The 24,144-nt window shown below is 63.3% G+C and carries 17 protein-coding genes, 1 tRNA gene and 3 pseudogenes; 7 read left to right on the plus strand and 14 right to left on the minus strand.

The features are described 5' to 3' along the window. Positions 1-261 precede the first annotated feature (261 nt). Positions 262-495 carry a hypothetical protein gene (locus JQ611_RS12640; RefSeq protein ID WP_212465621.1) on the plus strand — a complete coding sequence of 78 codons (234 nt, stop codon included), beginning with the start codon at positions 262-264 and terminating at the stop codon, positions 493-495. 46 nt (positions 496-541) lie between these two features. Here the strand turns inward: JQ611_RS12640 and JQ611_RS12645 are convergent, their stop codons facing one another. Together JQ611_RS12645 and JQ611_RS12650 are read right to left on the minus strand one after the other, a co-directional pair. Beyond that, positions 542-1,468 (minus strand): SDR family oxidoreductase, encoded by a 927-nt coding sequence (locus tag JQ611_RS12645; protein WP_212465622.1) that lies wholly within the window; start codon positions 1,466-1,468, stop codon positions 542-544. A 106-nt stretch (positions 1,469-1,574) separates the two neighbouring features. Continuing rightward, positions 1,575-1,832 carry a hypothetical protein gene (locus tag JQ611_RS12650; protein WP_212465623.1) on the minus strand — a complete coding sequence of 86 codons (258 nt, stop codon included), beginning with the start codon at positions 1,830-1,832 and terminating at the stop codon, positions 1,575-1,577. Between the two features lie 252 nt (positions 1,833-2,084). Here JQ611_RS12650 and JQ611_RS12655 point away from each other — a divergent pair, with 252 nt between their 5' ends. Next, on the plus strand, positions 2,085-2,264 hold the full coding sequence (locus JQ611_RS12655; protein WP_212465624.1) for a hypothetical protein: 180 nt from the start codon (positions 2,085-2,087) through the stop codon (positions 2,262-2,264). A gap of 74 nt (positions 2,265-2,338) precedes the next feature. Here the strand turns inward: JQ611_RS12655 and JQ611_RS12660 are convergent. From JQ611_RS12660 to JQ611_RS12695, 8 genes are all read right to left on the minus strand, one after another. Further along, positions 2,339-2,412, minus strand: a tRNA-Cys gene (locus JQ611_RS12660). A 124-nt stretch (positions 2,413-2,536) separates the two neighbouring features. Then, on the minus strand, positions 2,537-4,369 hold the full coding sequence (locus JQ611_RS12665) for a carbamoyltransferase (protein WP_212465625.1): 1,833 nt from the start codon (positions 4,367-4,369) through the stop codon (positions 2,537-2,539). 147 nt (positions 4,370-4,516) lie between these two features. Then, positions 4,517-4,936, minus strand: a complete 420-nt coding sequence (locus JQ611_RS12670; protein WP_212465626.1) for an SxtJ family membrane protein — start codon at positions 4,934-4,936, stop codon at positions 4,517-4,519. A 67-nt stretch (positions 4,937-5,003) separates the two neighbouring features. After that, entirely contained in the window at positions 5,004-5,750 is a 747-nt protein-coding gene (locus JQ611_RS12675; RefSeq protein ID WP_212261479.1) for a tRNA-uridine aminocarboxypropyltransferase, read from the minus strand. Between the two features lie 57 nt (positions 5,751-5,807). Next, complete coding sequence (locus JQ611_RS12680) at positions 5,808-8,921, minus strand: efflux RND transporter permease subunit (protein WP_211995177.1); 3,114 nt, start codon at positions 8,919-8,921, stop codon at positions 5,808-5,810. Beyond that, positions 8,921-12,067: an efflux RND transporter permease subunit gene (locus JQ611_RS12685; protein ID WP_212465627.1), complete on the minus strand. Its 3,147-nt coding sequence runs from the start codon at positions 12,065-12,067 to the stop codon at positions 8,921-8,923. Before JQ611_RS12685 ends, JQ611_RS12680 begins: the two co-directional genes overlap by 1 nt. Before the next feature lie 10 nt (positions 12,068-12,077). Next, a complete protein-coding gene (locus JQ611_RS12690) occupies positions 12,078-13,493 on the minus strand; it encodes an efflux RND transporter periplasmic adaptor subunit (RefSeq protein ID WP_212261495.1) in 1,416 nt (471 codons plus the stop codon). Beyond that, positions 13,483-14,928, minus strand: a complete 1,446-nt coding sequence (locus JQ611_RS12695; RefSeq protein WP_212262443.1) for an efflux transporter outer membrane subunit — start codon at positions 14,926-14,928, stop codon at positions 13,483-13,485. The genes JQ611_RS12690 and JQ611_RS12695 overlap by 11 nt, the downstream gene beginning before the upstream one ends. A gap of 579 nt (positions 14,929-15,507) precedes the next feature. Between JQ611_RS12695 and JQ611_RS12700 the strand changes: the two are divergent. Continuing rightward, positions 15,508-15,636 (plus strand): annotated as a pseudogene (locus tag JQ611_RS12700) (SAM-dependent methyltransferase); the annotation flags it as partial. A 132-nt stretch (positions 15,637-15,768) separates the two neighbouring features. Then, positions 15,769-16,809, plus strand: coding sequence for a cysteine synthase A (locus JQ611_RS12705; RefSeq protein WP_212389305.1), 1,041 nt, complete (start codon positions 15,769-15,771; stop codon positions 16,807-16,809). A gap of 111 nt (positions 16,810-16,920) precedes the next feature. On the opposite strand, the gene JQ611_RS12710 is transcribed toward JQ611_RS12705, so the two are convergent. From JQ611_RS12710 to JQ611_RS12725, 4 genes are read right to left on the minus strand one after another with little or no spacing between them, the layout of a single operon-like run. After that, the gene (locus JQ611_RS12710) at positions 16,921-17,664 is read right to left on the minus strand and encodes an amino acid ABC transporter ATP-binding protein (RefSeq protein ID WP_249133123.1); all 744 of its coding nucleotides are present in this window, start codon (positions 17,662-17,664) and stop codon (positions 16,921-16,923) included. A 10-nt stretch (positions 17,665-17,674) separates the two neighbouring features. Next, positions 17,675-19,198 (minus strand): amino acid ABC transporter permease, encoded by a 1,524-nt coding sequence (locus JQ611_RS12715; protein ID WP_212261504.1) that lies wholly within the window; start codon positions 19,196-19,198, stop codon positions 17,675-17,677. Then, positions 19,198-20,400 carry an amino acid ABC transporter permease gene (locus JQ611_RS12720; RefSeq protein ID WP_212261507.1) on the minus strand — a complete coding sequence of 401 codons (1,203 nt, stop codon included), beginning with the start codon at positions 20,398-20,400 and terminating at the stop codon, positions 19,198-19,200. Before JQ611_RS12720 ends, JQ611_RS12715 begins: the two co-directional genes overlap by 1 nt. A gap of 22 nt (positions 20,401-20,422) precedes the next feature. Then, positions 20,423-21,439: an amino acid ABC transporter substrate-binding protein gene (locus JQ611_RS12725; RefSeq protein ID WP_212261510.1), complete on the minus strand. Its 1,017-nt coding sequence runs from the start codon at positions 21,437-21,439 to the stop codon at positions 20,423-20,425. A 421-nt stretch (positions 21,440-21,860) separates the two neighbouring features. Here JQ611_RS12725 and JQ611_RS42995 point away from each other — a divergent pair. The 3 genes and pseudogenes from JQ611_RS42995 to JQ611_RS12740 form a co-directional block, all read left to right on the plus strand. Beyond that, positions 21,861-21,998, plus strand: a pseudogene (locus JQ611_RS42995) (cystathionine beta-lyase); the annotation flags it as partial. A 283-nt stretch (positions 21,999-22,281) separates the two neighbouring features. Next, positions 22,282-22,527 (plus strand): annotated as a pseudogene (locus JQ611_RS12735) (Flp pilus assembly protein CpaB); the annotation flags it as partial. Between the two features lie 89 nt (positions 22,528-22,616). After that, positions 22,617-24,113, plus strand: a complete 1,497-nt coding sequence (locus tag JQ611_RS12740; RefSeq protein ID WP_212261515.1) for a type II and III secretion system protein family protein — start codon at positions 22,617-22,619, stop codon at positions 24,111-24,113. Positions 24,114-24,144: the final 31 nt, after the last annotated feature.

Here is a 24,144-nt window from a genome sequence, read left to right on the forward strand (position 1 = left end):
AGTCTTTGAAATGACCGAAATGCAACTTTTGCGAGCATCAGCCAAGAAGCTCGCAAAAGTTGCATTTTTCAGAAACGACGTCCAATGGGCTCGGCTCGATGGCGCCTCGAGAGGTCTTGCCAATTTGCAAAACGAAGCCAATCTGACGGCCTTAAAACGGATCTGAATAGCCTCACCGAGGATATCGACTTTGCCGAGTTGCGAGCGCACTGAAAGGTGCGGGATCGCATCCAAGGCCCCGTTATTTCTTCGGCAGTGCAGATGGCTTTATGGCCGCGCAACAGCGGCGCTTATCTCGCCGGTCTGCTCGAGGCGCTGCGGCGGATCGCGCCGAACGCGCCCTCTCCTGCGCTGGCGTCGTTCTCGCAGCTGGTCATGACGCTGATCGCAGCCACCGTGCGCCACGCGATCGCGCTGGAGCCAAAGCAAGCCACGCGCATGCTGACGCTGTTCAAGCGGATGCTGCCGAAGAACCTGGCGGCGCTGGAGATGTGAGTGCCGACCGCGCCCAACGCAGCAAGAGCAAGTCAGCAATCGCAAGTCAGCGATAGCCGGTCACGTCGGCAGGCCGGCCGGCGTCCTGGACCTCGACGACGTATCGCCACGCATCGGGCCGGCTGCCGTCGAGATCGGTAAATCCGTAGATTGTTGCCAGTTCGCCGCTCGACAGCGATTTTCCGTTCCAGCGCGCACCGTCGGGATCGCCGGCAAGTGCGACGACGGCGCGGCCCACGAAGGCCGGGCTCTCCGATATCGCAAAGTGCGGCTGGACCTTGGTGGCATCGCGCCAGTTCGCTTCAGTGACGCGGTAAGCATCGAGCATGGCTTCCGACCGCAGCCAGCCCGGCGTCAGCGCAACAGCCGTTCCGCCGTGCGGCGCCAGTTCATGGGCTAAAGCGAAGGCCATGCGGTTCACCGCGGCCTTGGCCAGATCGTAGAAGAACGAGACCCGGTAATTCGTGGCGTTGTAGGCGTCGGTACCGTCGGTCATCTCGACCACCAATCCGCCGCGCGTCTTGATCAGCAAGGGCGCGGCGAAATGGCTGGTGATGGCGTGGGTATCGATGGCGAGGCGGAGTGTACGCAGGCCATAGTCGAGAGAGGATTCCCAGACCGGCTTGTTCCACTCCATCCGGGTGGCGCCCCAGATGTCGTTCACCAGGATATGCAGGGCGCCCTGCTCGAATGCGATGCGATCGAGCAGGCCCTGTACCTGCGTGGGTTCGAGATGATCGACCTGAACCGCGATGCCGTGGCCACCGGCCGCATTCACCAGATCGGCGGTTTCCTCGATCGTCTCCGGCCGGTTCATTTCCGATTGCTGCTGTCGCGTCGTGCGCCCGGTCACATAGACCGTTGCTCCCGCCGCTCCCAATTGAACGGCAATGCCGCGGCCGGCGCCGCGGGTGGCGCCTGCGACCAGCGCGACCTTTCCCGCAAGCGGGCCCTTCAATCCAGTGGCTTTCATGGACGGCATCGCTCCCTGAATGCGAAGTTTTCATCGCATCTAAGGAAATGATCCCGCTTCGTAAAGGGAACGGACGTCGCGCCCTGGAGTCCGGTGCAGCAGCTGGCTACTGCTCGAACACCGCCGCACAGGCCGGGCTCAGGCTTGCCTTCTGCCGGCGCAGGCAGGTGGTGATGGCGCGCGCGTTGGGGATTTCGCCGGCGCACAGGCGGTAGACGTCGGGCGTGCAGGCCCGGCGTTGCTCAGGCGTGCCCTGTTGGGCGTTAGCCGACCCCGCTGCGAACAGCGCGAGGAGCAGACCGACCATCGAAGCGCGGCGGATCCGGCTGCGTACCGCTCCAACTCGCGCCACGTGCGTCTTCATGTCCGCATCTCCCTGGTCGGCCCGGCTTGACAGCACGGACGTCATCCGACCGAATACGCGGAATAATTTTCGTGGAATGTGATTTTTCTCACACTTTATGCTGGGCGTTCGGGTCTACCGTGCCCCTCGGGGAATCAACCATTTAGTAACTACGTTTGCCGCGATTGGCCGATCGATAAAATTGGATCGATCCGTTCAATCTGGAAACAAACCGGTTTTGAGAACGTGCGCTCTGGAACCCCGGAGAGCGCGATGAGCGAAGTTGAGTTCGACCTATTGCTGGACGCCGTTAAAACGGCCATTGCGCCCGTACCGGAGGATGATTTCGTGGCCCAGACCCTGCCCTCTCGTCGAACGCCGCGCCCCGCCAACGACAACCGCGCCCCTTGGCCGCTGGTTCCGTTTCCTGAAGGCTGGTACGCCTCCTGCTAAGCGCCTGAGCCTGACGACGGCCTGAAGTTCGTCCGGCCCCTCATATAATCGAGCTAAGTTATTGATTATATGGATGGAGGCCACGACCAGAATTGAACTGGTGTACACGGTTTTGCAGACCGTTGCGTAACCACTCCGCCACGTGGCCCCATCGGGGCGGATCAATACAGCCCGCCAATGGGTTAGGCAACCTTCCTCGTTTCCCCATCGACAAAGTTCTGAAACTCCAAATCCGTGGATTTCTGAAACCCGCGATCCGCCCCGCCGTGCGATCAGTCGAGCTCGAACGCGTTCTTGTAGTCGAGCTTCAGCGACGTCGGCTGGTCTTCCTTGAGCAGAAAGCAATTGCCGACCACCAGCACTTCGATATCGCTGCCCATGAAGCAGCGGAAGGCGTCTTCCGGCGTGCACACGATCGGCTCGCCGCGGACATTGAAGCTGGTGTTGACCAGCACCGGGCACCCGGTTTCGGCCTTGAAGGCCGTCAGCAGCGCATGAAAGCGCGCATTGGTGTCGGCATGCACGGTCTGTATCCGCGCCGAATAATCCACATGGGTCACGGCCGGGATGTCCGAGCGTGGGATATTGAGCCGTTCGATACCGAACAGCTTTTCATCACCGGGATTGGCGGGCCGACGGTGCTTCTTCAGCACATCGGCGACGATCTGCATGTACGGACTGTCGCCGTCGAGTTCGAACCATTCGGCGACATCCTCGCGCAGCACGGCCGGTGCGAAGGGACGAAAACTTTCGCGGAACTTGACCCGCAGGTTGAGCGAGCTTTGCATCCTCGGTGAGCGGGGATCGCCGAGGATCGACCGCGCCCCAAGCGCGCGCGGGCCGAATTCCATCCGTCCCTGGAACCAGCCGACTGCTTTCTCCGCAACCAGCGCTTTGACGGTGCTTTCGATCAGCGCGTCATCGGTGAGCGCAGTGAACACCGCCCCCGCCTGCGCCAGGCGCTGCTCGATCTCGGCTTGCGCGAATGACGGCCCGAGATAGCCGCCCGCCATGGCATCGCCGGCGGGCGCCGCCCGCGCCTTGCCGGCAAACTGATAATACGCCGCCAACGCCGCGCCGACCGCGCCTCCGGCGTCGCCCGCGGCAGGCTGCACCCATATGTTCTTGAAGGTGCGCTCACGCAGGATTTTTCCGTTGGCGACGCAGTTCAGCGCCACGCCGCCGGCCAGACACAGATTCTCCGATTGCCCCTCGCGGGCCAGACTGCGGGTCAGCCGCAGCACGATCTCTTCCGTCACCTGCTGCACCGAAGCGGCCAGATCCATGTGGCGCTGGTCCAGGCGCTCGGACGGCTCGCGCGGTTTGCCGCCGAACAGCTTGTCGAACCGCCCGTTGGTCATGGTCAGGCCGGTGCAATAATCAAAATATTGCAGATCGAGCCGGAAGCTGCCGTCGTCCTTGAGGTCGACGAGGTGGTCGAGGATCAGTTTGGTATATTTCGGCTCACCGTAGGGAGCGAGGCCCATCACCTTGTACTCGCCGGAATTGACCCTGAAGCCGGTGTAATAGGTGAAGGCCGAATAAAGCAGCCCCACCGAGTGCGGGAAATTGATCTCGCGCGTCAGGTCGAGCGTATTGTCCCTGCCGTAGCCGGCCGACGTCGTCGTCCATTCGCCGACGCCGTCCAGCGTCAGGATCGCGGACTCGGCAAACGGCGAGGCAAAGAACGCCGAGGCCGCGTGGCTCTGGTGATGATCGGCGAACAGCAGTTTCGCTTCCCAATCGACGCTGCCGTCGATCTCCAGGAGATGGTCGCGGAGCAGGCGTTTCTGGAACAGCTTCTCCTTTAGCCAGACCGGTATGGCCTTCCGGAACGACTGAAAGCCGCGCGGTGCGAATGCAAGGTAGGTCTCAAGCAGGCGTTCGAATTTGAGGAACGGTTTTTCGTAGAACACGACGTGATCGAGTTCGCTTGCGCTGATGCCCGCCGCCGACAGGCAATAACGGATCGCGGCGGCCGGAAAATTCGGATCGTGCTTCCTGCGCGTGAAACGCTCTTCCTGCGCGGCGGCGGCGATCTTGCCGTCCACCAGCAAGGCTGCGGCGCTGTCGTGGTAGAATGCGGAGATGCCGAGGATCCGCACGTCGCCACTCAAAACAGGGTACAGACGAACGACGTCAGCGCTGAGCCGTTGTTCACGGCCGGCAATCCTTCCATACGGGCATCACGCGAACCAAAAAGCGATCCCGGAGAGGCAAATGGCTCGTGCAGGCACGACATCAGGCGGACCTTAGAACTGCTGCCGCATGGATTGCGATGGTGGTCTCGGATCGGAGCGCGGCAGCCAATAGGTCGACGATGAACGATCCCTGGCGAGATTGAGGAAATCCTTACCGAACAGGCGCATGGCCAGCCCAATCGGCAGGATCGTGCCAAAGAAAAGCAAGGCCATGATGACGGGGTTGACCACGCGATACATCAGAAGCCCGAGCTTCAGCCATGCCCGGTTGGCGGGGTTCAGGGTCTGCGGGCGCCACAGGGTCAGGCCTGCGAGCACCGCGGCGGCGCCCAGCCAGAACGGCGCATGAGACGAACCCTGGTAGAGACCGTAACCGCCGATCAGCGAAAAAAACGCGGCCATCGTCAACCCGAAATTGCGGTCGCTTGGCCCGACGACAACCTCGTCATGTTGCGACTCAAGCGATTGCATCGGTACTTTCTGCTGATGTTTTCGGCTTTGACGACAGACAACCCGTCGCTCGCAACCTTCGCTAGCATTATTTGGCGCGGGCTTTAACCCCCTTGCGGCGGCGATAATCGCGCTTCTTCGGCTTGGGTGCGAGTTCCGGCATGGTGGTCTGAACCTCGCGATAACGCGTCAACAGCCGCTCGAAACTGCCGTTGAGCGTTTCGGCGATATCGGGCCGCTTCTCCAACCCCGCCAGCAGCATCGCCGCGGCCTCGATCGTGGAGAGCCCGTCGGCACGCGGCTCCTTGCGGAGCTTTCCATAGCGCGAGGCGCGCTTGGGCCCAAGAATCACCCGTTGGCATTTCAGCATCCACGCATTGCGCCACCACAGCGCCTTGGCCTGGCTCCAGGTGCCGTCGAGCAGCACGATGCCCTCGATATCGCTGAGGATAGCGCGCTGATGCGGTTCGATCTCGCCCTTGCGGTTGATCGCGACGATTTCGTTCTCGGTCTCGAGCTCGCTGACCTTGGCGGAACCAAGATACAGCACCGCCCAGCGCGAGGGATCGTCCACCGGCCGCCCCAGCGCCTTGGAGAGGCTCGGCCAGGACAATCCGATCTTGAGCACGGCGTCGCCAAAATGGAGCGCCGTCAGGCGCGCCGTACCCAGCGTCCGGTCCTGCTCCTGCGGATGCTGCAGGATCAGGAGCGAAACCTTGTTCTCGATCGGCGTGATGCTGTCACAGATGCACAACGGCAGCGGTTTGCCGCAATCGGCGCACTCCGGCACCTCTTCTGCGTCAGGTGTGGCTTTGGCTTCGGATTGTTTTGACATCCGCCCGCTATACGCTGCGCCGCCCACCCCATCAACAATTCAGGGCCGATCCGGCGATTATTCCGCCGGCGCCTGGATTGCGGCCGGTTCGGACCACCGCCGCCGCAACCTGTCGATCAGAAGGTAGATCACGGGTGTCGTGTACAAAGTGAGGATCTGGGACACGAACAATCCCCCGATAATGGTAATTCCGAGCGGCCGGCGCAGCTCGGTGCCCGGGCCGGTCGCGATGACAAGGGGAATGCCCGCGAACAGCGCCGCCAGCGTCGTCATCAGGATCGGCCGGAACCGGGCGGTGCAGGCCTCGAAGATCGCGTCCGCCGACGACAGGCCACGGTGACGCTCGGCGTCGAGCGCGAAATCCACCATCATGATGCCGTTCTTCTTGACGATCCCGATCAGCAGAATGATGCCGACAAAGGCGATCACGGTCAGCGGCGTGTTGGTCACCTGCAGTGCGAGCAGCGCGCCGAGCCCCGCCGAAGGCAGCGTCGAGATGATGGTCAGGGGATGCGCCAAGCTCTCATAGAGCACGCCGAGCACGATATACATCGCCACCAGCGCGCCGAGGATCAGCAGCGGCTGCCGGCCGCTGGTCTTGTTGAAGTCGCCGGCATTGCCGTCGAAACTGCCGCGGATGCCCTCCGGCATGTGCAGCTCGTCAACCGCGCGCTGGATGTTGGTGGTCGCGACCTCGAGCGGCACGTTGGGCAGCAGGTTGAACGACACCGTCGTCGAGGGGAACGACTGCGAGTGATAGACCGCCAGCGGCGACAGGCCGCGCTGATAGCGCACGACGGCCGATAGCGGCACCTGCGCGTCGTTGGCGCCGGCGACGAAGATGCGTTCGAGGTTCGACGGATCGGCCTGGAACTTCGGGTCGATCTCCAGCACCACCATATACTGGTTGCGCTGGGTGTAGATGATCGAAATCTGCCGTTGCGCGAACGCGTTGTTCAAGGCGTTGTCGATGTCCTGGACGCGAACACCCAAGCTCGACGCCGTCTTGCGGTCGATCACCAATGACAATTGCAACCCGCCGGGATCGCGGTCAGAGGACACGTCGGTAATGCCCTCGACGGTCTCCATGCGCTTGCCGACGATGGGGGCCCATTTCTGCAGCAGATCGAGGTCGGTGCTCGACAGCGTGTACTGATAGTCGGAATCGCTCTGCCGTCCGCCGGTCCTTATATCCTGGGCGGCAAACATGAACAGGCGGATGCCCGCGACGCGGTAGAGCGCCCGGCGCAGGCGATCGATCACATCGGAAGTCGACTGCCCCGCCCGCTCCTCCGGTGGCTTCAGGCTGATGAACATGGTGCCGCGGTTGGAGCCGCCGCCACCGGGACCGCCGCCGCTGCCAAGCGAGGAGCCGATACCGGCGACCGCAGGGTCGGCCATGACGATATCGGCCAATTGCTGTTGCAGGCCGAGCATCGCCTGAAACGAGATGTCGGGGGAAGCACGGGTCGATCCGATGATGAAGCCGCTGTCATCGGTCGGGAAATAGCCCTTCGGCGTCTTGATGTAGAGCGTCACCGTCAATGCGATGGTGGCAAAGAACACGACCAGGGTAAGATACGGAAACTCCAGCACCCGCCGCAGCGTCCAGGTGTAGAACGACACGGTGCGCGACAGCGTGCCCTCGACCAGCCGGTCGAACCAGGTGGCACGATCGGAAGTCGCCTCCTTGATGAAATGCGCGCAGATCATCGGGGTGACCGTGAGCGAGACCACGGTCGACACCACGATGGCAAAGGTCAGCGTCAACGAGAATTCGCGCAGCAGCCGCCCGACGATCCCGTCCATGAAGATCAGCGGCGTAAAGGCCGCGATCAGCGACAGGCTGATCGACAGCACGGTAAAGCCGATCTGCTTGGCGCCTTCCAGTGCCGCGGCGAGCGGCGCCATGCCCTGCTCGAGATTGCGGTACATGTTCTCGATCATCACGATGGCGTCGTCGACCACGAAGCCGACCGAAATCGCCAGCGCCATCAGCGACAGATTGTCGATCGAGAAACCGGCAAGCCACATCCCGGCGCAGGTACCGGCCAGCGCGAGCGGCACCGAGACGCCGGCGGCGATCGTCGGTGTCAACCGCCGCAAGAAGGCGAACACCACCACCATGACCAGGAACGCGGTCGCCAGCAGCGTAAATTGCATGTCGAGCACGCTGGCGCGGATGGTGCCGGTGCGGTCGACCAGCGTCGAAATCTCCACACCGCCGGGCAGCCATTGCTGCAATTCCGGCAGCAGCGCCCTCACCCGGTCGACGGTATCGATGACGTTGGCGTCGCCCTGCTTGGTGATCTGGATCAGCACCGCCGGCTGCTTGTTGAACCAGGCGATCGAGCGGCTGTTGCGGACGGAGTCTTCCACCTCGGCCACGTCGGAGAGGCGGACGAAATTGCCCCCCGAGCTCTTGATGATGATGTCGCGGAATTCGGCCGCCGTGCGCATCTGCTTGTTGGTCGAGATCGTCTCGCTCTGGCGGCCGCCGTTGAAGATCCCGACCGGGCCGAGTGGGTTGGAATTGACGATCGCCAGCCGCACGTCGTCGGTGGCGATGCCCGCATTGGACAGCGCGACCGGGTTGAGCGCGATCCGTACCGCGGGCTGATCCGCGCCGCTGACGGTGACTTCGCCCACTCCCGGCACCTGCGAGATGCGCTGCGCGATCACGGTATCGGCGACGTCGTACATCGCGCTCGTCGTCAGCGTCTTCGAGGTCAGCGCCAGCACGAACACGGGCGCCGCGGACGGGTTGGCCTTGCGGAACCGCGGCAGTGACGGCAGGTCGCTCGGCAGATCCGCCAGCGAGGCGTTGATCGCCGCCTGCACGTCGCGCGCGGCGCGGTCGATGTTGCGGCCGATCGCGAACTGCAACTGGATGCTGGTGGTGCCGAGCGAACTGGTCGAGGTGATCTGGTCGATGCCCGAGATTTGCCCGAGCCGCCGCTCCAATGGGGCCGCAACCGTCGACGCCATGATCGAGGGGTCGGCGCCCGGGCGCGTGGCGGAAACCCGGATCGACGGAAAATCGACATTGGGAACCGCCGACACCGGCAGAAACACGTAGGCGACGACCCCGACCAGAAAGAGCCCGATCGCCAGCAGCGTGGTGCCTACCGGCCTGCGGATGAAGGGCTCCGAGATCGAGATCGATGCCATTACTGCATCCCCTCGGTGGCGCCGGCGACCGGCGGCCCGGCAGGCCCCGGCTCCGGCACCGCCTTGTCGATTTTGCGGTTGAGCCGGTCGAGCGCCAGATAGATCACGGGCGTGGTGTAGAGCGTCAGCAGCTGGCTCAGCAGCAGGCCGCCGATGATCGAGACGCCGAGCGGGAAACGCAATTCCGCGCCGGTGCCGCTTTCGAGCGCCAGCGGCAGCGCGCCGAACAGGGCAGCCAGCGTCGTCATCATGATCGGGCGGAAGCGCAACAGGCAGGCCTGCACGATCGCTTCGTTTGCAGACATGCCCTTGTGACGCTCCGCCTCAAGGGCAAAGTCGATCATCATGATCGCGTTCTTCTTGACGATGCCCATCAGGAGAATGATGCCGATCAGGCCGATCACCGACAGGTCCTGGCCGCACAGCATCAGCGCCAGAATGGCGCCGATGCCGGCCGAGGGCAGCGTCGAGAGAATGGTGATCGGGTGGATGTAGCTCTCATAGAGCACGCCGAGCACGATGTAGATGGTGACCAGCGCAGCCAGGATCAGCCATGGCTGCCCGGCCAGCGATTTGGCGAACTCGGCCGCGTCGCCGGCATAGACGCCGACGATGCTGCCGGGCATGCCGATGCGGGTTTCGATCGACTTGACCGCCTCGACGGCGTCGCCGAGCGCTTCGCCCGGCGCCAGGTTGAAACTGAGCGAGATGGCGGGGAATTGCGCGTGATGCGAAATCGCCAGCGGCGCTGTGGTGCGCGTCAGTGTCGCGATCGCCGAGATCGGCACCTGACCGGCCGGGCTTCCCGGCGTTGCCGCCACACCCGGCACATAGAGTTTCGAGAGGATAGAAGGATCGCGCTGATACATCGGCATGGCTTCCAGCACCACGCGGTACTGGTTGGCCTGACCGTAGATGGTCGATATCTGCCGCTGCGCAAAGGCGTCGTTCAGCGTATCGGTCACGACCTGCAGGCTGACGCCGAGCTGGCCGGCGCGCTGGCGGTCGATGTCGAGCGCCGCGCGCAAGCCGCCCTCCTGCGCTTCCGACGAGACATCGCGGAACAGCGGATCCCGCCGCATTTCGGCGACGAGCCTGTTGGCCCATTTGGTCACTTCGGCGGAATCGGTGCCGGTCAGCGTGTACTGGTATTGCGAGCGGCTCGACTGGGTCGAGATCTGCACATCCTGCACCGGCTGGAAATAGATGGTCATGCCGGGGATCGAGGCCGTGCGCTGCTTCAGCCGGTTGACCACGACCATGATGTCGTCGTGCCGCTCGCCGCGCGGACGCAACGTCATCACCAGCCGGCCGACATTGGTGGTCGGATTGACGGAGCCTGCGCCGATCACGGAGACCACGCCGACCACGTCCGGATCGGCCTGGATCGCGGCGGCCGCCGCCATCTGCCGGCTTTGCATCTCGGCAAAGGAAACGTCGGGCCCGGCCTCGGTCACCGCCGTGATCGAGGCCGTGTCCTGCAGCGGCAGAAACCCCTTCGGCGCGACCACGTACATGACCAGGGTCGCGACGATGGTGAGGAACGTCACGGCGAGCGTGGCGCGCTGGCGCTGCAGCACCCACAGCAGCGTGCGGTGGTAGAGTTCGACCGTGCGATCGATGAAGCGGCTGACGGCGGCGAGCCCCGGAACGGCGTATTCCTCATGGACGTTCTTGAGCAGCCGCGAGCACATCATCGGCGTCAGCGTCAATGAGACGACCGCCGACGTCACCACCGCGATCGTCAGCGTCAACGCGAATTCGCGGAACATGCGGCCGACCAGGCCGGACATGAACAATAGCGGGATGAACACCGCGATCAGCGACACCGTCAGCGAAATCACGGTGAAGCCGATCTCGCTGGCGCCCTTCAGCGAGGCCTCCATGACCGACTCGCCGTCTTCCATGTGGCGGACGATGTTCTCGATCATCACGATGGCGTCGTCGACCACGAAGCCGGTGCCGATCGTGAGCGCCATCAGCGACAGATTGTCGAGGCTGAAGCCCGCGAAATACATGATCCCGAAGCTCGTGATCAGCGACAACGGCAGCGCCACTCCCGCAATCAGCGTGGCACGCAGCGAGCGCAGGAACAGCAGCACGACCAGCGTCACCAGCACCACTGAAAGGATCAGCGTGAACTGCACGTCATGGACGGAGGCGCGGATGGTGACGGTGCGGTCGCTGACTATGGTCAGCTTGACGCCCGCCGGGATCGCGCGCTGCACCTTCGGAATTTCCTCGCGGATCTGGCGCACCACCTCGATCACATTGGCGCCGGGCTGCCGCTGGATGTCGATAATGACGGCCGGCGTGCCCTGATACCAGCCGCCGGTACGGTCGTTCTCCAGCCCGTCGATGATGATGGCGACGTCGCCGATCGTGACCGGTGCGCCATTGCGATAGGCGATGATGATCGGCTTGTAGGCCTCCGCGGCCGCGATCTGGTCGTTGGCGGCGATGGTGTAGGATTGCTGCGCGCCGTCGAGCGATCCCTTCGGGCCCGAGACGTTGGCCCCGGCAATGGCGGCGCGCAGATCCTCCATCGAAATGCCGTAGGCGGCGAGCCGCGCCAGATCGGCCTGCACCCGCACCGCAGGCTTCAGCCCGCCCAGCACCGCGACGCGGCCGACGCCGGAAATCTGGCTGAGCCGCTGGCCCAAAATCGTGTCGGCGATATCGCTCATCGCGCGCAGCGAAATGGTGTCCGACGTCAGCGCCAGCGTCATGACGGGCGCATCGGCCGGGTTGACCTTGGCATAGGTCGGTGGGTACGGCAGGTTTTTGGGCAGGATACCGGCCGCCGCATTGATCGCGGCCTGCACGTCCTGGGTGGCGCCGTCGATGTCACGGTTGAGATCGAACTGCAGCGATATCTGGCTGACGCCGAACGAACTGGTCGATTGCATCGACGACAGCGACGGGATCTGGCCGAGCTGACGCTCCAGCGGCGCCGTGATCAGCGACGCCACCACGTCCGGGCTGGCGCCCGGCAGTTGCGTCGTGACCTGCACGGTCGGGAAATCAACCTGCGGCAGCGCCGACACCGGCAACGCCCAATAGCCGAGCGCGCCGCCGATCAACAGCGCGATCCCGAGCAACGAGGTCGCGATCGGCCGGCGGATGAACGGTTCGGAGACGCTCATGGTTGCGTCCTCATGGCTGCGATTTCGCAGGCCCGCCCGATTGTTGGCCTGCCGGTGCCGGCCCGGTCTGTCCTTTTTGATCGCCCTCGCCGCGTTCGCGCCTGCCGCGGTGTTCGCCGTCTTTGGCTTGTCCTTCCTTGGCCTGGCCACCCTGACCGCCCTTGCCGTCGGGGCTGCGGCTGCGCTTGCGCGGCGCGAGGTCGGCGGTCGGCGCCCGGTCATCGGTGCCGATCAGAACCTTGGCGCCGTCGGACAGATTGGCAAAGCCCGTGGTCACCACACGGTCGGAGGTCGAAAGCCCGCTCGCGATCACGGCATCGTGCTCGTTCTGCTGCGTCACGACCACCGGCTTGGCGGTTGCGATATCGCCAGGGCCGATCACGTAGCTGAACGTTCCGGCGGGTCCGCGCTGGACCGCCGAGGTCGGCACCACGATCGCCTTGTCGAGCGTTTCGACCTTCAGCCGCACATTGACGAATTGACCCGGCCAGAGCTGGAATTTGGCGTTGGGAAATTCCGCCTTGAGTTTCAGCGTTCCCGTGGTCGGGTCGACCTGGTTGTCGATGCCTTTCAGCGTGCCGGCGTCGACCACGGTGACGCCGTCATTGCCGAAGACGTCGACCGCGAGTGCGCCCTTGGCGGCGGCGGCATTGACCCGCACGATCTGTTGCTGCGGCAGGCTGAACTGTACCGCGATCGGCTGCAGCTGGGTGATGATGACGAGACCGGTCGCATCCGACGCCTTCACGATATTGCCCTGGTCGACCTGGCGCAGGCCGGCGCGTCCCGACAGGGGTGCGATGATCTTGGTGTAACCGAGGGTGGCTTGCGCATTGTCGATCGCGGCCTGGTCGGCCTTCACCAGCGCTTCCTGCTGGGCCACCAAAGCGCGCTGCGTATCGGCCTGCTGCTTCGATCCGGCGTTGGACGCCGCGAGCTGCTGGTAACGCGCGAGATCGAGTTTCTGGTTGGCGAGCTGGGCTTCGTCCTGCGCCTTCTTGGCAACCGCCTGATCATATTGCGCCTGGTAGATCACCGGATCGATTTCGCCCAGCACGTCGCCCTTCTTGACGTCCTGGCCTTCGGTGAAGTTCACCGAGATCAACTTGCCATCGACCTGGGCGCGCACGAGAACGTTATTCAGCGCGCGGACAGAGCCGACGCCATCGAGATAGACCGGCACGTCCTGGGTGCGCGGCGTCGCCGCCAGCACCGGCACCGGCAGGTCGAGGCGCGCACCGCCGCGACCACCGCCGCCGGCATTAGGCTTCGGCTGAAACGCGTACCAGCCGATGTAGCCGAGCCCGCCCAGGATCACGAGCGTCACGGCCAACGAGACCATGCGCTTGAGCACGCGCGACCAGAAACCCGGCTTGCGCACTTCCGGTGGTTTGGTGTCTTCCTCTGACTCCGGCTTAAAGAGCATCGACCGGCCTTTCCATCCTAGGCTCCCAGCCGCCCCCCAGCGCCTGATACAGGCTGACGATCGCGAGCAGCCGGGCCAATTGGGCCTGCGACAGCGAATCTTCCGCCTGGAATAACGTCAATTGCGTATTTAGCACAGTTACGATGTCGGCAGTTCCGGCCCGCAATTGCTGCTCGGACAGTTGAAACGCCCGCCGCGAGGACGCCACCACCTCGCGCTGCAGCCGCAGCCGCTCCGTGGTCTGGCGGATCGACATCAACGCATTGTCGACATCGGCAAAGGCCTGCACCACCGTCTTGCGATAGGTCTGCAGCAGTTCATCCTGCCGGGCCTTGGTGTATTCGAAATTGCCGAGGATCCTGCCGCCGTCGAAGATCGGCTGGGTCAGGCTGCCGACCATGCTGAAGAACGCGGCGTGCGGCTGAAACAGCGACGTCAGTGCGGAGCTCTGATAGCCACCCTGCCCGGTCAGTTGAATGCTCGGGAAAAACTGCGCACGGGCGTTGCCGACATTGGCGGTGGCGGATGCCAGCTGGGCTTCCTGGCGCCTGATGTCGGGGCGTTGCGTCAGGAGCTCCGACGGCAGTCCGGGCGTGACGCGGGGCGAGGCAACCTGGTTCAGCGTGCCGCCGATGACGCGCACCGATTCCGGCGGCCGCGATACCAGCGTCGCCAGCGCGTTGATGTTCTGGTCGAGCGTTTGCCGCAGCGGCGGCACCAGCGCGCGCTGGTTGGCCACGACGGTTTCCTGCTGGGCGACGTCGAGATCGTTTCCGGTGCCGGCCTGCAGCCGCTGCTTGATCGCATCGAGGATCCGGATCGCGCTGGCGATGTTGCGCTCTGCGGTGCGAATCCGGTCCTGCGCCGCGAGCACCTGGAAATAGGCGTTGGCAACCGTGGTCAGCGTGGTCAATGCGATGACGTCGCGGTCGAAGCGGTTGGCAACGGCGGTCTCTTCTGCCGCCTGGGCGGCGTCGCGATTCTTGCCCCAGAAATCGAGTTCATAGCTGGCGCTGAGCGAGGAGGAATAGTTGACGACCTCGCGGCCGCCATTGGTCAGGCCGCTCGCGCTCGAGCCCGAGGTGCGCGAATAGCTTTCCGAACCGCTGCCGCTCAGATTCGGCAGCAACGCCGCGCCGGCAATCCGGGCCTGCGCATCGGCCTGCACGAAGCGTGCGGTGGCGGCGGCGATGTCCAGATTGACGGTCTGGGCCTCTTCCATCAGCGTCGTCAGTTCCCGCGAGCGGAAACCGCGCCACCAGTCGAGCGTCGGCGGCGCGTCCTGCGGCTTGGTCAGGCGGGCGGCCTTGTAGCCGTCGGGGACGTCGAGCGCGGGATCGGGCAGATCCTTGGTCAGGATGCAGCCCGCCGAACTGGCGACCAGCCCTACGACCGCGAACGACCGCGCCAACCGGCTTACACCTGGAAACCGCATTCGCCAGCCTTCAACCACAGCCCCCGGTATTCGCTGGGTCACACCCGTTCTCCACCGGGCAAATTCCGGCGTGGCCCGCGATGAACGCTTGTTTGAGTGGTCTGCGACCCGTTCACGGGGGTGATGCTTCCGTTGGAACCGAGCCGTCATACTACCCTTGCGATCAGGGCGCGGACAGTCCCGGAACCATCCCGACGATCGCTGGCGCCAGCGCGCCAATCGACGATCAAAAGTGCAAGTTAGCCTTATTTTATCGGCCTTGGAACGCGATCGGGATGATGTCGGATCGTCCAAACCTTACGAAGATTTCACGGGTTTTTTCCGCTATTCCCACAGCCCAAATCCATCTTCGCGCATGAAAACGCGCCTGCGGCCGATTCGATACTCCGGGAACTCCCTGCGCAGCTTCCACGAAGGGGACAAATGCGGGTCGCCTGGTGTCGGAAAGGGAATCGCCGGCAATGCTGCGGCCTCGATCCTATCGAAGCATTATCCAGTCATTGATCGCGAACTCCGGCCTGGCGGACAACGTCACCATCATCGGCTCCGTGAACTTTGTCGCCTTCCTCAGCAACCGTCGCCTCGCTCGGCGAACGGCTCGCTTTTCCCGTCATCCGCAAGCGCATTTCCGGGCAAGATTATGCCAAGGCGCTCGCGATCTGGCGAAGCAATTTCCGCGCGCCCTGGCCGAACCTGATGCCGTCAGGGAAATATCGCGGCGCGTCAGGTGGTGTTCGCAAATCCGGATGACCGGCTGCGACTTAAGCGCTGGCTTGTATGCCCGGCAGCCGTCCTTTAGGGTTCGCCCAACGATCAGGCAAAGCAAACCGGCAATTCCAAATGACCTTCAACAAAGACGTCATCGAAGCGATCGGCAACACGCCGCTCATCAAGCTCAAGCACGCTTCCGAAGCGACCGGCTGCACCATTCTCGGCAAGGCCGAATTCATGAATCCCGGCCAGTCGGTGAAGGACCGCGCCGGCAAATGGATGATCCTGGAAGCCGAGAAGCGCGGCGACCTCAAGCCCGGCGGCCTGGTTCTGGAAGCGACCGCGGGCAATACCGGCATCGGTCTTGCCGTCGTAGCGAGCGCGCGTGGGTACCGGACGATGATCCTGATCCCGGAAACCCAGAGCCAGGAAAAAAAGGACATGCTGCGGCTATGCGGCGCGGAACTGATCGAAGTGCCGCAGCTGCCGTACTCCAATCCGAACAACTACCAGCACGTCGGACGACGGCTCGCCGCGCAGCTGCGCAAGAGCGAGCCGAACGGCGTGCTGTTCGCCGATCAGTGGAACAACCTCGATAACGCCAAGGCGCACTACGAATCGACCGGCCCCGAGATCTGGCAGCAGACCGGCGGCAAGATCGACGGCTTCATCTGCTCGGTCGGCACCGGCGGCACGCTGGCCGGCACCAGCCGCTATCTGAAGGAAAAGCATCCGGGCATCGTCAACGCCTGCGCCGATCCCCATGGCTTTGCGATGTACGAGCTGTTCAAGAACGGCACGGCCAAATCGACACCGGGAGACTCGATCACCGAGGGCATCGGGCTCGGGCGCGTCACGCCGGTCATCGAGACCGCGAAGGTCGACGACGCCTTTCTGATCTCGGACGAGGAAGCCGTAAAGGTGATCTACGACCTAACCGAGCACGAGGGCCTTTGTCTCGGCGGCTCCACCGGCGTCAACATCGCGGGCGCGATCCAGCTCGCCAAGCAGCTTGGGCCCGGCAAGACCATCGTGACCATCCTTGCCGATTCCGGCGGCCGCTATCAGTCAAAGCTGTTCAATCCGGCTTTCATGCGAGCTAAGAATCTGCCGGTGCCGGAATGGCTGGAGAAGCGCCCGAAGGTCGACCTGCCGTTCGAGAAGGTGTGAGGCGGACGCGAAATCGCAGGGTGGGCAAAAGCGCATTGGCGCCGTGCCCACCATCTATCCAGATATCGTACCTTGATGGTGGGCACGCTTCGCTTTGCCCACCCGACGAAGCTAATGCCGCAATATCTGGCTGAGGAACAACTTGGTCCGCGCGTGCTGCGGATTGGCGAAGAAGTTTTCCGGCGTGTTGGATTCGATCACCTGGCCTGCGTCCATGAACACGACGCGATTGGCGACTTCGCGCGCGAACCCCATTTCGTGCGTGACGACCAGCATGGTCATGCCTTCATTGGCGAGATCGACCATGGTGTCGAGCACTTCCTTGACCATTTCCGGATCGAGCGCCGAGGTCGGCTCGTCGAACAGCATGACCTTGGGGTTCATGGTCAGCGCGCGGGCGATCGCCACGCGCTGCTGCTGACCGCCAGACATCTGCCCCGGATATTTGCTGGCCTGGTGCGGGATCTTGACCCGCTCCAGATATTTCATCGCGGTCGCCTCGGCGTCCTTCTTGGGGATATTGCGCACCCAGATCGGCGCCAGCGTGCAGTTCTCCAGCACGGTCAAATGCGGAAACAGGTTGAAGCTCTGGAACACCATGCCGACTTCGCGCCGGACTTCGTCGACGCGCCGCAAATTGGGCCCAAGTTCGATGCCCTCGACGACGATCTCGCCTTCCTGGAATTCCTCCAGCGCATTGATGCAGCGGATCAGCGTCGACTTGCCCGAGCCTGAGGGACCGCAAATGACGATGCGCTCTCCCTTGGCTACACCGAGGTTGATGTCACGCAGGACGTGAAAGTCCCCGTACCATTTGTTGAGAGCCTTGATGCCAACGATCTGATCTGTGCTCATGCTCATTCACTCAATTGCGGCGATGCGCGTTCAGCCTGTTCTCGACGAACAGCGAATAGCGCGACATGCCAAAGCAGAAGATGAAGTAGATGATCCCGGTGAACGCAAAGCCGGTGAACAACGTGGTCGGCGTCGACCAGTTTGGATCGGAAAACGACGCGCGCAACGATCCCAGGAGATCGAACAGCGCGACGATCGAGACCAGCGAGGTGTCCTTGAACAGGCCGATGAAACTGTTGACGAGGCTGGGGATGACGTGGCGCAACGCCTGCGGCATCACGATGAGCCCGGTCGTTTTGGCCCAGGACAGGCCGAGCGCGCTTGCCGCCTCGCCCTGCCCGCGCGGGATCGCCGCCAGGCCGCCGCGGATGTTTTCCGCCTGGTAGGCGCCGGTGAACAGCGCGATCCCGATCAGGGCGCGCACCAATCCGTCGATGGTGAACCCCGCCGGAACGAACAGCGGCAACATATAGGTTGCGAAGAACAGCACCGTGATCAGCGGAACGCCGCGCCAGAACTCGATGAAGGCGATCGAGAAAATCCGGATCAGCGGAATCGACGAGCGCCGGCCGAGCGCGAGCGCAACGCCGATCGGCATCGATGCGACGATGCCGGTGACCGCTACCACCAGTGTGACCAGCAACCCGCCCCATAGCCGCGTATCGACAACGGGCAAGCCACCCCGGTCCAGTCCCATGACCGCGATGACGATGCCAATGCCAGCGAAGATCGCAAGGCAGGTGATCAGAGGACGTGAGCCGGCGCGCAAGCCGCCAGCGAACCAGAACACCAGGGCGCAGGCGATGATGGTGGTCAATGCGAAATCGGCCCACAGCGGACTGCCAAAAGCCTGGACCTGGTCGCGCAGCCAGGTCAGCGGCAACAGCAGCCAGGAAACCATCGTCGAGAGCAGCACGATCAGTTGACCGAGCAGCCAAAGCAGCGGTCCGATCACCGCCGTCGCCTCACCCGCGGCGGCCAGCTTGCGCCCGCTGTCGCCGATGCTGTCGTTGAACCCCGACAAAAGCCCGGCGGTCCAGCTGACACCGAGGCCGCGCAATCCGCCGCCATGCAGCAGGAAGAACGCGATGACGGGCAATGCGATGAAGAACAGTCCGGCGTTGAGGCCCTTGGCCGGCGCCCGGGGAATCAGCAGCGGCAGCAGCAGGATCGCGGCCATGAGGAAGACCAGATTGACCCGCCAGCGCTCCGGCTCCGGATAGAAGCCGTAAATGAACTGACCGATTTTCGCCTGAATGAACGGCCAGCAGGCGCCAACCACGTCTCCGGCGTTTTTGGCGAGACACGCGGTGCGGTCGTTGCCGGTCCAGACCGCATCGATCAGCACGAATCTCAGCGCGGGCACGGCGACGAACCAGAGCAGCAACGCGCTGACGATCGTGATCAGGACGTTGGTCGGCGAATTGAACAGCCGCGTGCGCAGGAAGCCGACAAATCCGGTGGTCTTGATCGGTGCTGGACGCTCGCCGACGAGTTCCCCGCGCACGAAAACGGATGGTGTGGTCTCGCTCATCACCCCATACTCCGGCCGATACGCCATCCGTAGAAACTCATGATCGCGCTCGTGACCAGCGAGATCACGAGGTAGACGCCCATGGTGATGCCGATGATTTCGATCGCCTGCCCGGTCTGGCTCAGCGTGGTGCCGGCAAACACCGAGACCAGATCAGGATAGCCGATCGCCACCGCCAGCGTGGAGTTCTTGGTCAAATTCAGATACTGGTTGGTGAGCGGCGGCAGGATCACGCGCAAGGCCTGCGGGATCACGATCAGCCGCAGCACCGAGCCACGCTGCAGCCCAAGCGAGGAGCCGGCTTCCATCTGCCCCTTGTGAACGGACAAGATACCGGCGCGCACGATTTCGGCGATGAAGGAGGCGGTGTAGGTCGACAACGCCAATGTCAGGGCGACGAATTCCGGAATGACCCGTGAGCCACCGGAAAAGTTGAAGCCCTTCAGGGCCGGTATTTCAAACTTTACGGGCGCGCCGAAGATTTGCGTCGCAAGGAGCGGAAGAACGATCACCAGGCCCAGCGCATAGGGCCAGACCTTGATCACCTTGCCGCTCTGGAACAGCAGACGCCGGGAATAGCGCCACAACGCGATCGCAGCGACGATCGCGATCAGCAACGCGATGACGAACGGTTCGAAACCCGGCTCGCCGATCGGCTTGGGGATTACCAAGCCGCGATTGCTGAGAAAGAAGGTGTCGAGCACCGAGATGCTCTGCCTGGGATTGGGCAGCGCAGCCAGCACCGCCAGATACCAGAACAGGATCTGGAACAGCAGCGGCAGATTGCGGATCAGCTCGACATAGCCGCCGGCGATGCGCGACAGCAGCCAGTTCGGCGACAGGCGGCCGAGCGCCACCAGGAAACCAATCACGGTGGCGAAGAAGATTCCGATCACCGAGACCAGCAGTGTATTGAGCAGGCCGACCAGGAAAACGCGGATGTAATTGTCGGACCCTGAATACGCAATCAGGTTCTGGCTGACGTCAAAACCTGCCGTGTTGACCATGAAGCCGAAGCCCGCGGTGATCCGCTGCGCCTGCAGATTGGCGCGGGCATTGGCGACGATCTCGTAGGCGATCCAGGCCAGTGCGGCGACGAACACGAGCTGGATGACAAAACCGCTCCAGCCCGCGCTGCCACCAAGCGCCCTCTGCAGTTTTGGGAGCAACTGCGACGGTGGTTTTCGGGGTTCGATGGCCATCGCCGCAGCCCTCCGCTGACGATCAGCGAATCGGCGGCGCGTACTGGATACCCCCCTTGCTCCAAAGCGCGTTGATGCCGCGGGCGATTCCAAGCTTGGAGCCGGCGCCGACGTTGCGCTCGAAGGACTCGCCGTAATTGCCGACCGCCTTCACGATCCGCGAGACCCAATCCTTGGTCAGGCCGAGCTGTTCGCCAAGATTGCCGTCGGTGCCGAATACCCGCTTCATCTCCGGCTTGTCCGATTTCGCCATCTCATCGGCGTTCTTCTGGGTAATGCCCAGCTCTTCCGCCGTGATCATCGCGTAAAGCGTCCATTTCACGATGTCGAACCACTGGTCGTCGCCATGGCGCACCATCGGGCCGAGCGGCTCTTTCGAAATCACTTCCGGCAGCACGACATGATCGGCCGGGTTCGCGAGTTTCAAACGATCGGCATAAAGGCCGGACACGTCTGTCGTGAAGACGTCACAGCGTCCGGACTCATAGGCCTTGACGGCCTCGTCGTTGGTGCCGAATGCGATCACCTCGTACTTCATGTTGTTGCCCTTGAAGTAGTCGGCCAGATTTTGCTCGGTGGTGGTGCCTTGCTGCACGCAGACCGACGCGCTGTTCAATTCCAGCGCGGAATTCACCTTCAGCGCCTTCTTCACCATGAAGCCCTGGCCGTCATAATAGGTCACGCCGGTGAAATTGGCGCCGAGCGAAGTATCGCGCGACAGCGTCCAGGTGGTGTTGCGCGACAGCACATCGATTTCGCCGGACTGCAGCGCGGTGAAGCGATCCTTGGCCGACAGCGGCACGAACTTGATTTTGCTCGGATCGTTGAAGACCGCAGCTGCGATCGCTCGGCAAATATCAACATCCAGCCCGGTCCAGTTGCCCTTGTCGTCCGGAGACGAGAACCCCGGCAATCCCTGGCTGACGCCGCAGGAAAGCATGCCACGGTCCTTGACCGTTTTGAGGGTTTGCGCCGAGGCGGCCTGGACCGAAAGGCCGGCGGCAACGGCAAGGGTGAGAACCAGGGATACGCGTTTCATGGGCAAGGCCTTTCAGGGGTCGTGCGGGAACGTGGGCTTGTCATCCTCGAACGCTGTTGGGCCAACCCGATGATCCCTCGCCCAAAAAAGCGCCAATCTGACCCGACAGTTTGACACGCAATACGGTCGGACAGGGATCGAAGGTCGCGGCAGGCCCCTCAACGTGCGGCGACTGGTAGTTGTGCCGTATCACAATCCGACTGGCGAGCCGGGTCAAGGGGTTGACGGCCGACTTCTGTATTCTGTGAGTAACTAAACCGGCCCCGCCCCCGCCGGCCGGCGGTGTTTTGGCCATCTGTCGTGGCTGCGGCAAAACGTCTTTGATGGCGCGAACGCCTGAGTTTTTCGAACGCCCGACCGTCCAGACCTCAAAATCCGAAACCAGACTGGCACCTGAGGCCGCGACGCCAAAGCCCGGCTGGGCTGTGCGAGCCTCGTCATTCCCTGCGACAGCTATCGCCCGGCACCGGGCGCCCTGACGCAGCGGCTTCACATCGGGCTCGAGAATGTCGATGACCTCAAGGCCGATATTGACCGGCGCTTCACGGCGTTGAAGGCCGTCAACCAGCGCCGCGATTTCTGCAAACAATCTCCGCGATCCGCTGCTGCACAGCGGCGGATGCGGCGCGTGCCGCGACGGTCTTATCCGTAGAAACCCGTATTCTTGCAGGCGCGGATACTAACCGCGCGTTCACCATGACGGCGAATCCCGCCGTTCTCGCCCGCAAATCATTCACCCCTCAAGTTCCCTTATACCATTGCCCCGTTAGTCATGCCGGGTGGGACGGCCATCGACGCCATGCGGATGATGGCGCCCAGCGTAAGAGTAGACAGTAAAGCGTATGAATGCTGCTCGTATCGTAGTTCTAGCCAACGCGCTCAGTGCGGGCGGCGTTGCGGCCTATCTCGCGCGCGGATCGGACGAGAAACCCGCCGCTGCCGAGCCGGTCGCGCAACTGCCGACCACGGAGATTCTCATCGCCAAATCCGGCATCGGCCTTGGCCAGTCGGTGAAGCCCGAGGATCTGCAATGGCAGATCTGGCCGGCCTCGAGCTCCAGCAACAGTTTCATCGGATCCGACGACCAGGCCCCGAAGCGGGGCTCAAGCATCAACGTGGTTCGCTACGGCATTGCGAGCCAATCGACGGCACAGAAGTGACCGAAAGGACGCGGGGAATGAAGTTCGGGGGTAATCAGTCAGCGATGCGAACGGCTGCGGTCGGGGCCTTGTTGTTTTCGGCCATCGCCACGCTGGCGCTCAGCCCGTTGGCATCTGTCGTGGCGGCCGAGCTCGACAAGGAGCTGGCCAGGGAGCTGTCCAAGGATTCCCTCAAGGATCCGGTGACGACTTCTGCCATCGGCCCGGTCAAGGAACGCTTCCTCTCCCTCGGCGTCGGCAAGTCCGTGGTGGTGGACCTGCCGCGCGACGTGAAGGACGTACTTGTCGCCGATCCCAAGATCGCCAACGCCGTCATTCGTTCGGCTCAGCGCGCCTACATCATCGGCGCTGCGGTCGGTCAGACCAACGTGGTGTTCTTCGATGCCGACGGCCAGCAGGTCGGCTCCTACGACATCGCGGTCAAGCGCGACCTCAACGGTGTGCGGGCGGCGCTCCGGCAAACGCTGCCGGGGATCAATATCGAAGGCGTCGGTGAAGGCGTCATCCTGACCGGCTCGGTATCGAGCCCGATCGAGGCCCAGCAGGCCGGCGACCTCGCCGCGCGGCTGGTCGGCAGCGCGGACAAGGTCGTCAATTCCATCGCCGTCCGCGGCCGCGACCAGGTGATGTTGAAGGTCAACGTTTCCGAAGTGCGACGCGACATTATCAAGCAGATGGGCGTCGATCTCAGTGCGAGCATGAATTACGGCACCGCGGTCGTGAACTTCAACAACAACAATCCCTTCACCGCCTACGGCCGTCCGCTGGTGTCTGACAATGGCCTCGCCGCCTCGAGCATCCTCAAGGGCCTGCCGACGGTCACCGCGACCATGCGCGCGATGGAATCCGCCGGCGTGGTCCGCACGCTGGCAGAGCCGAACCTGACGGCGATATCCGGCGAGTCCGCGACCTTCATCGCCGGCGGCGAATTTCCGATCCCCGCCGGTTATTCCTGCGATCCGGTCACGCACATCTGTACGACGCAGATCCTGTACAAGAAATTCGGCATCTCGCTGAACTTCACGCCTGTCGTGCTGAGCGAAGGACGGATCAGCCTGCGGGTGATGACCGAAGTCTCGGAACTGTCGACCGAAAATGCCATCACCCTGAACCAGAACGGCGCTGCGCTGACGATTCCCTCGATCAGGACCCGTCGCGCCGAGACCACGCTGGAAATCCCCTCAGGCGGTTCGATGGCGATGGCCGGCCTGATCCAGCAGCAGACCAAGCAGGCGGTCAACGGATTGCCAGGCGTCAACCAGCTCCCGATCCTGGGCGCCCTCTTCCGCAGCCAGGACTTCGTCAACAACGAGACCGAACTGATGGTTCTCGTCACGCCCTATGTGGTCCGCGCGGTTGCCCAGAAGGAATTGTCGCGCCCCGACGACGGGTTTGCACCGGCGTCCGATTCCCAATCGACGCTGCTGGCCCGCATCAACCGGATCTATGGCCTTGCCGCCCGCGTCGGGCCGGTCGGCGCCTATGAGGGCAATTTCGGCTTCATCATTGACTGAGACGACACGGCTCCACGGACGGGGATGAGGA

Origin of the sequence: Bradyrhizobium sp. AUGA SZCCT0182, from assembly GCF_018130185.1 — a bacterium.
Classification (GTDB): Bacteria; Pseudomonadota; Alphaproteobacteria; order Rhizobiales; family Xanthobacteraceae; genus Bradyrhizobium.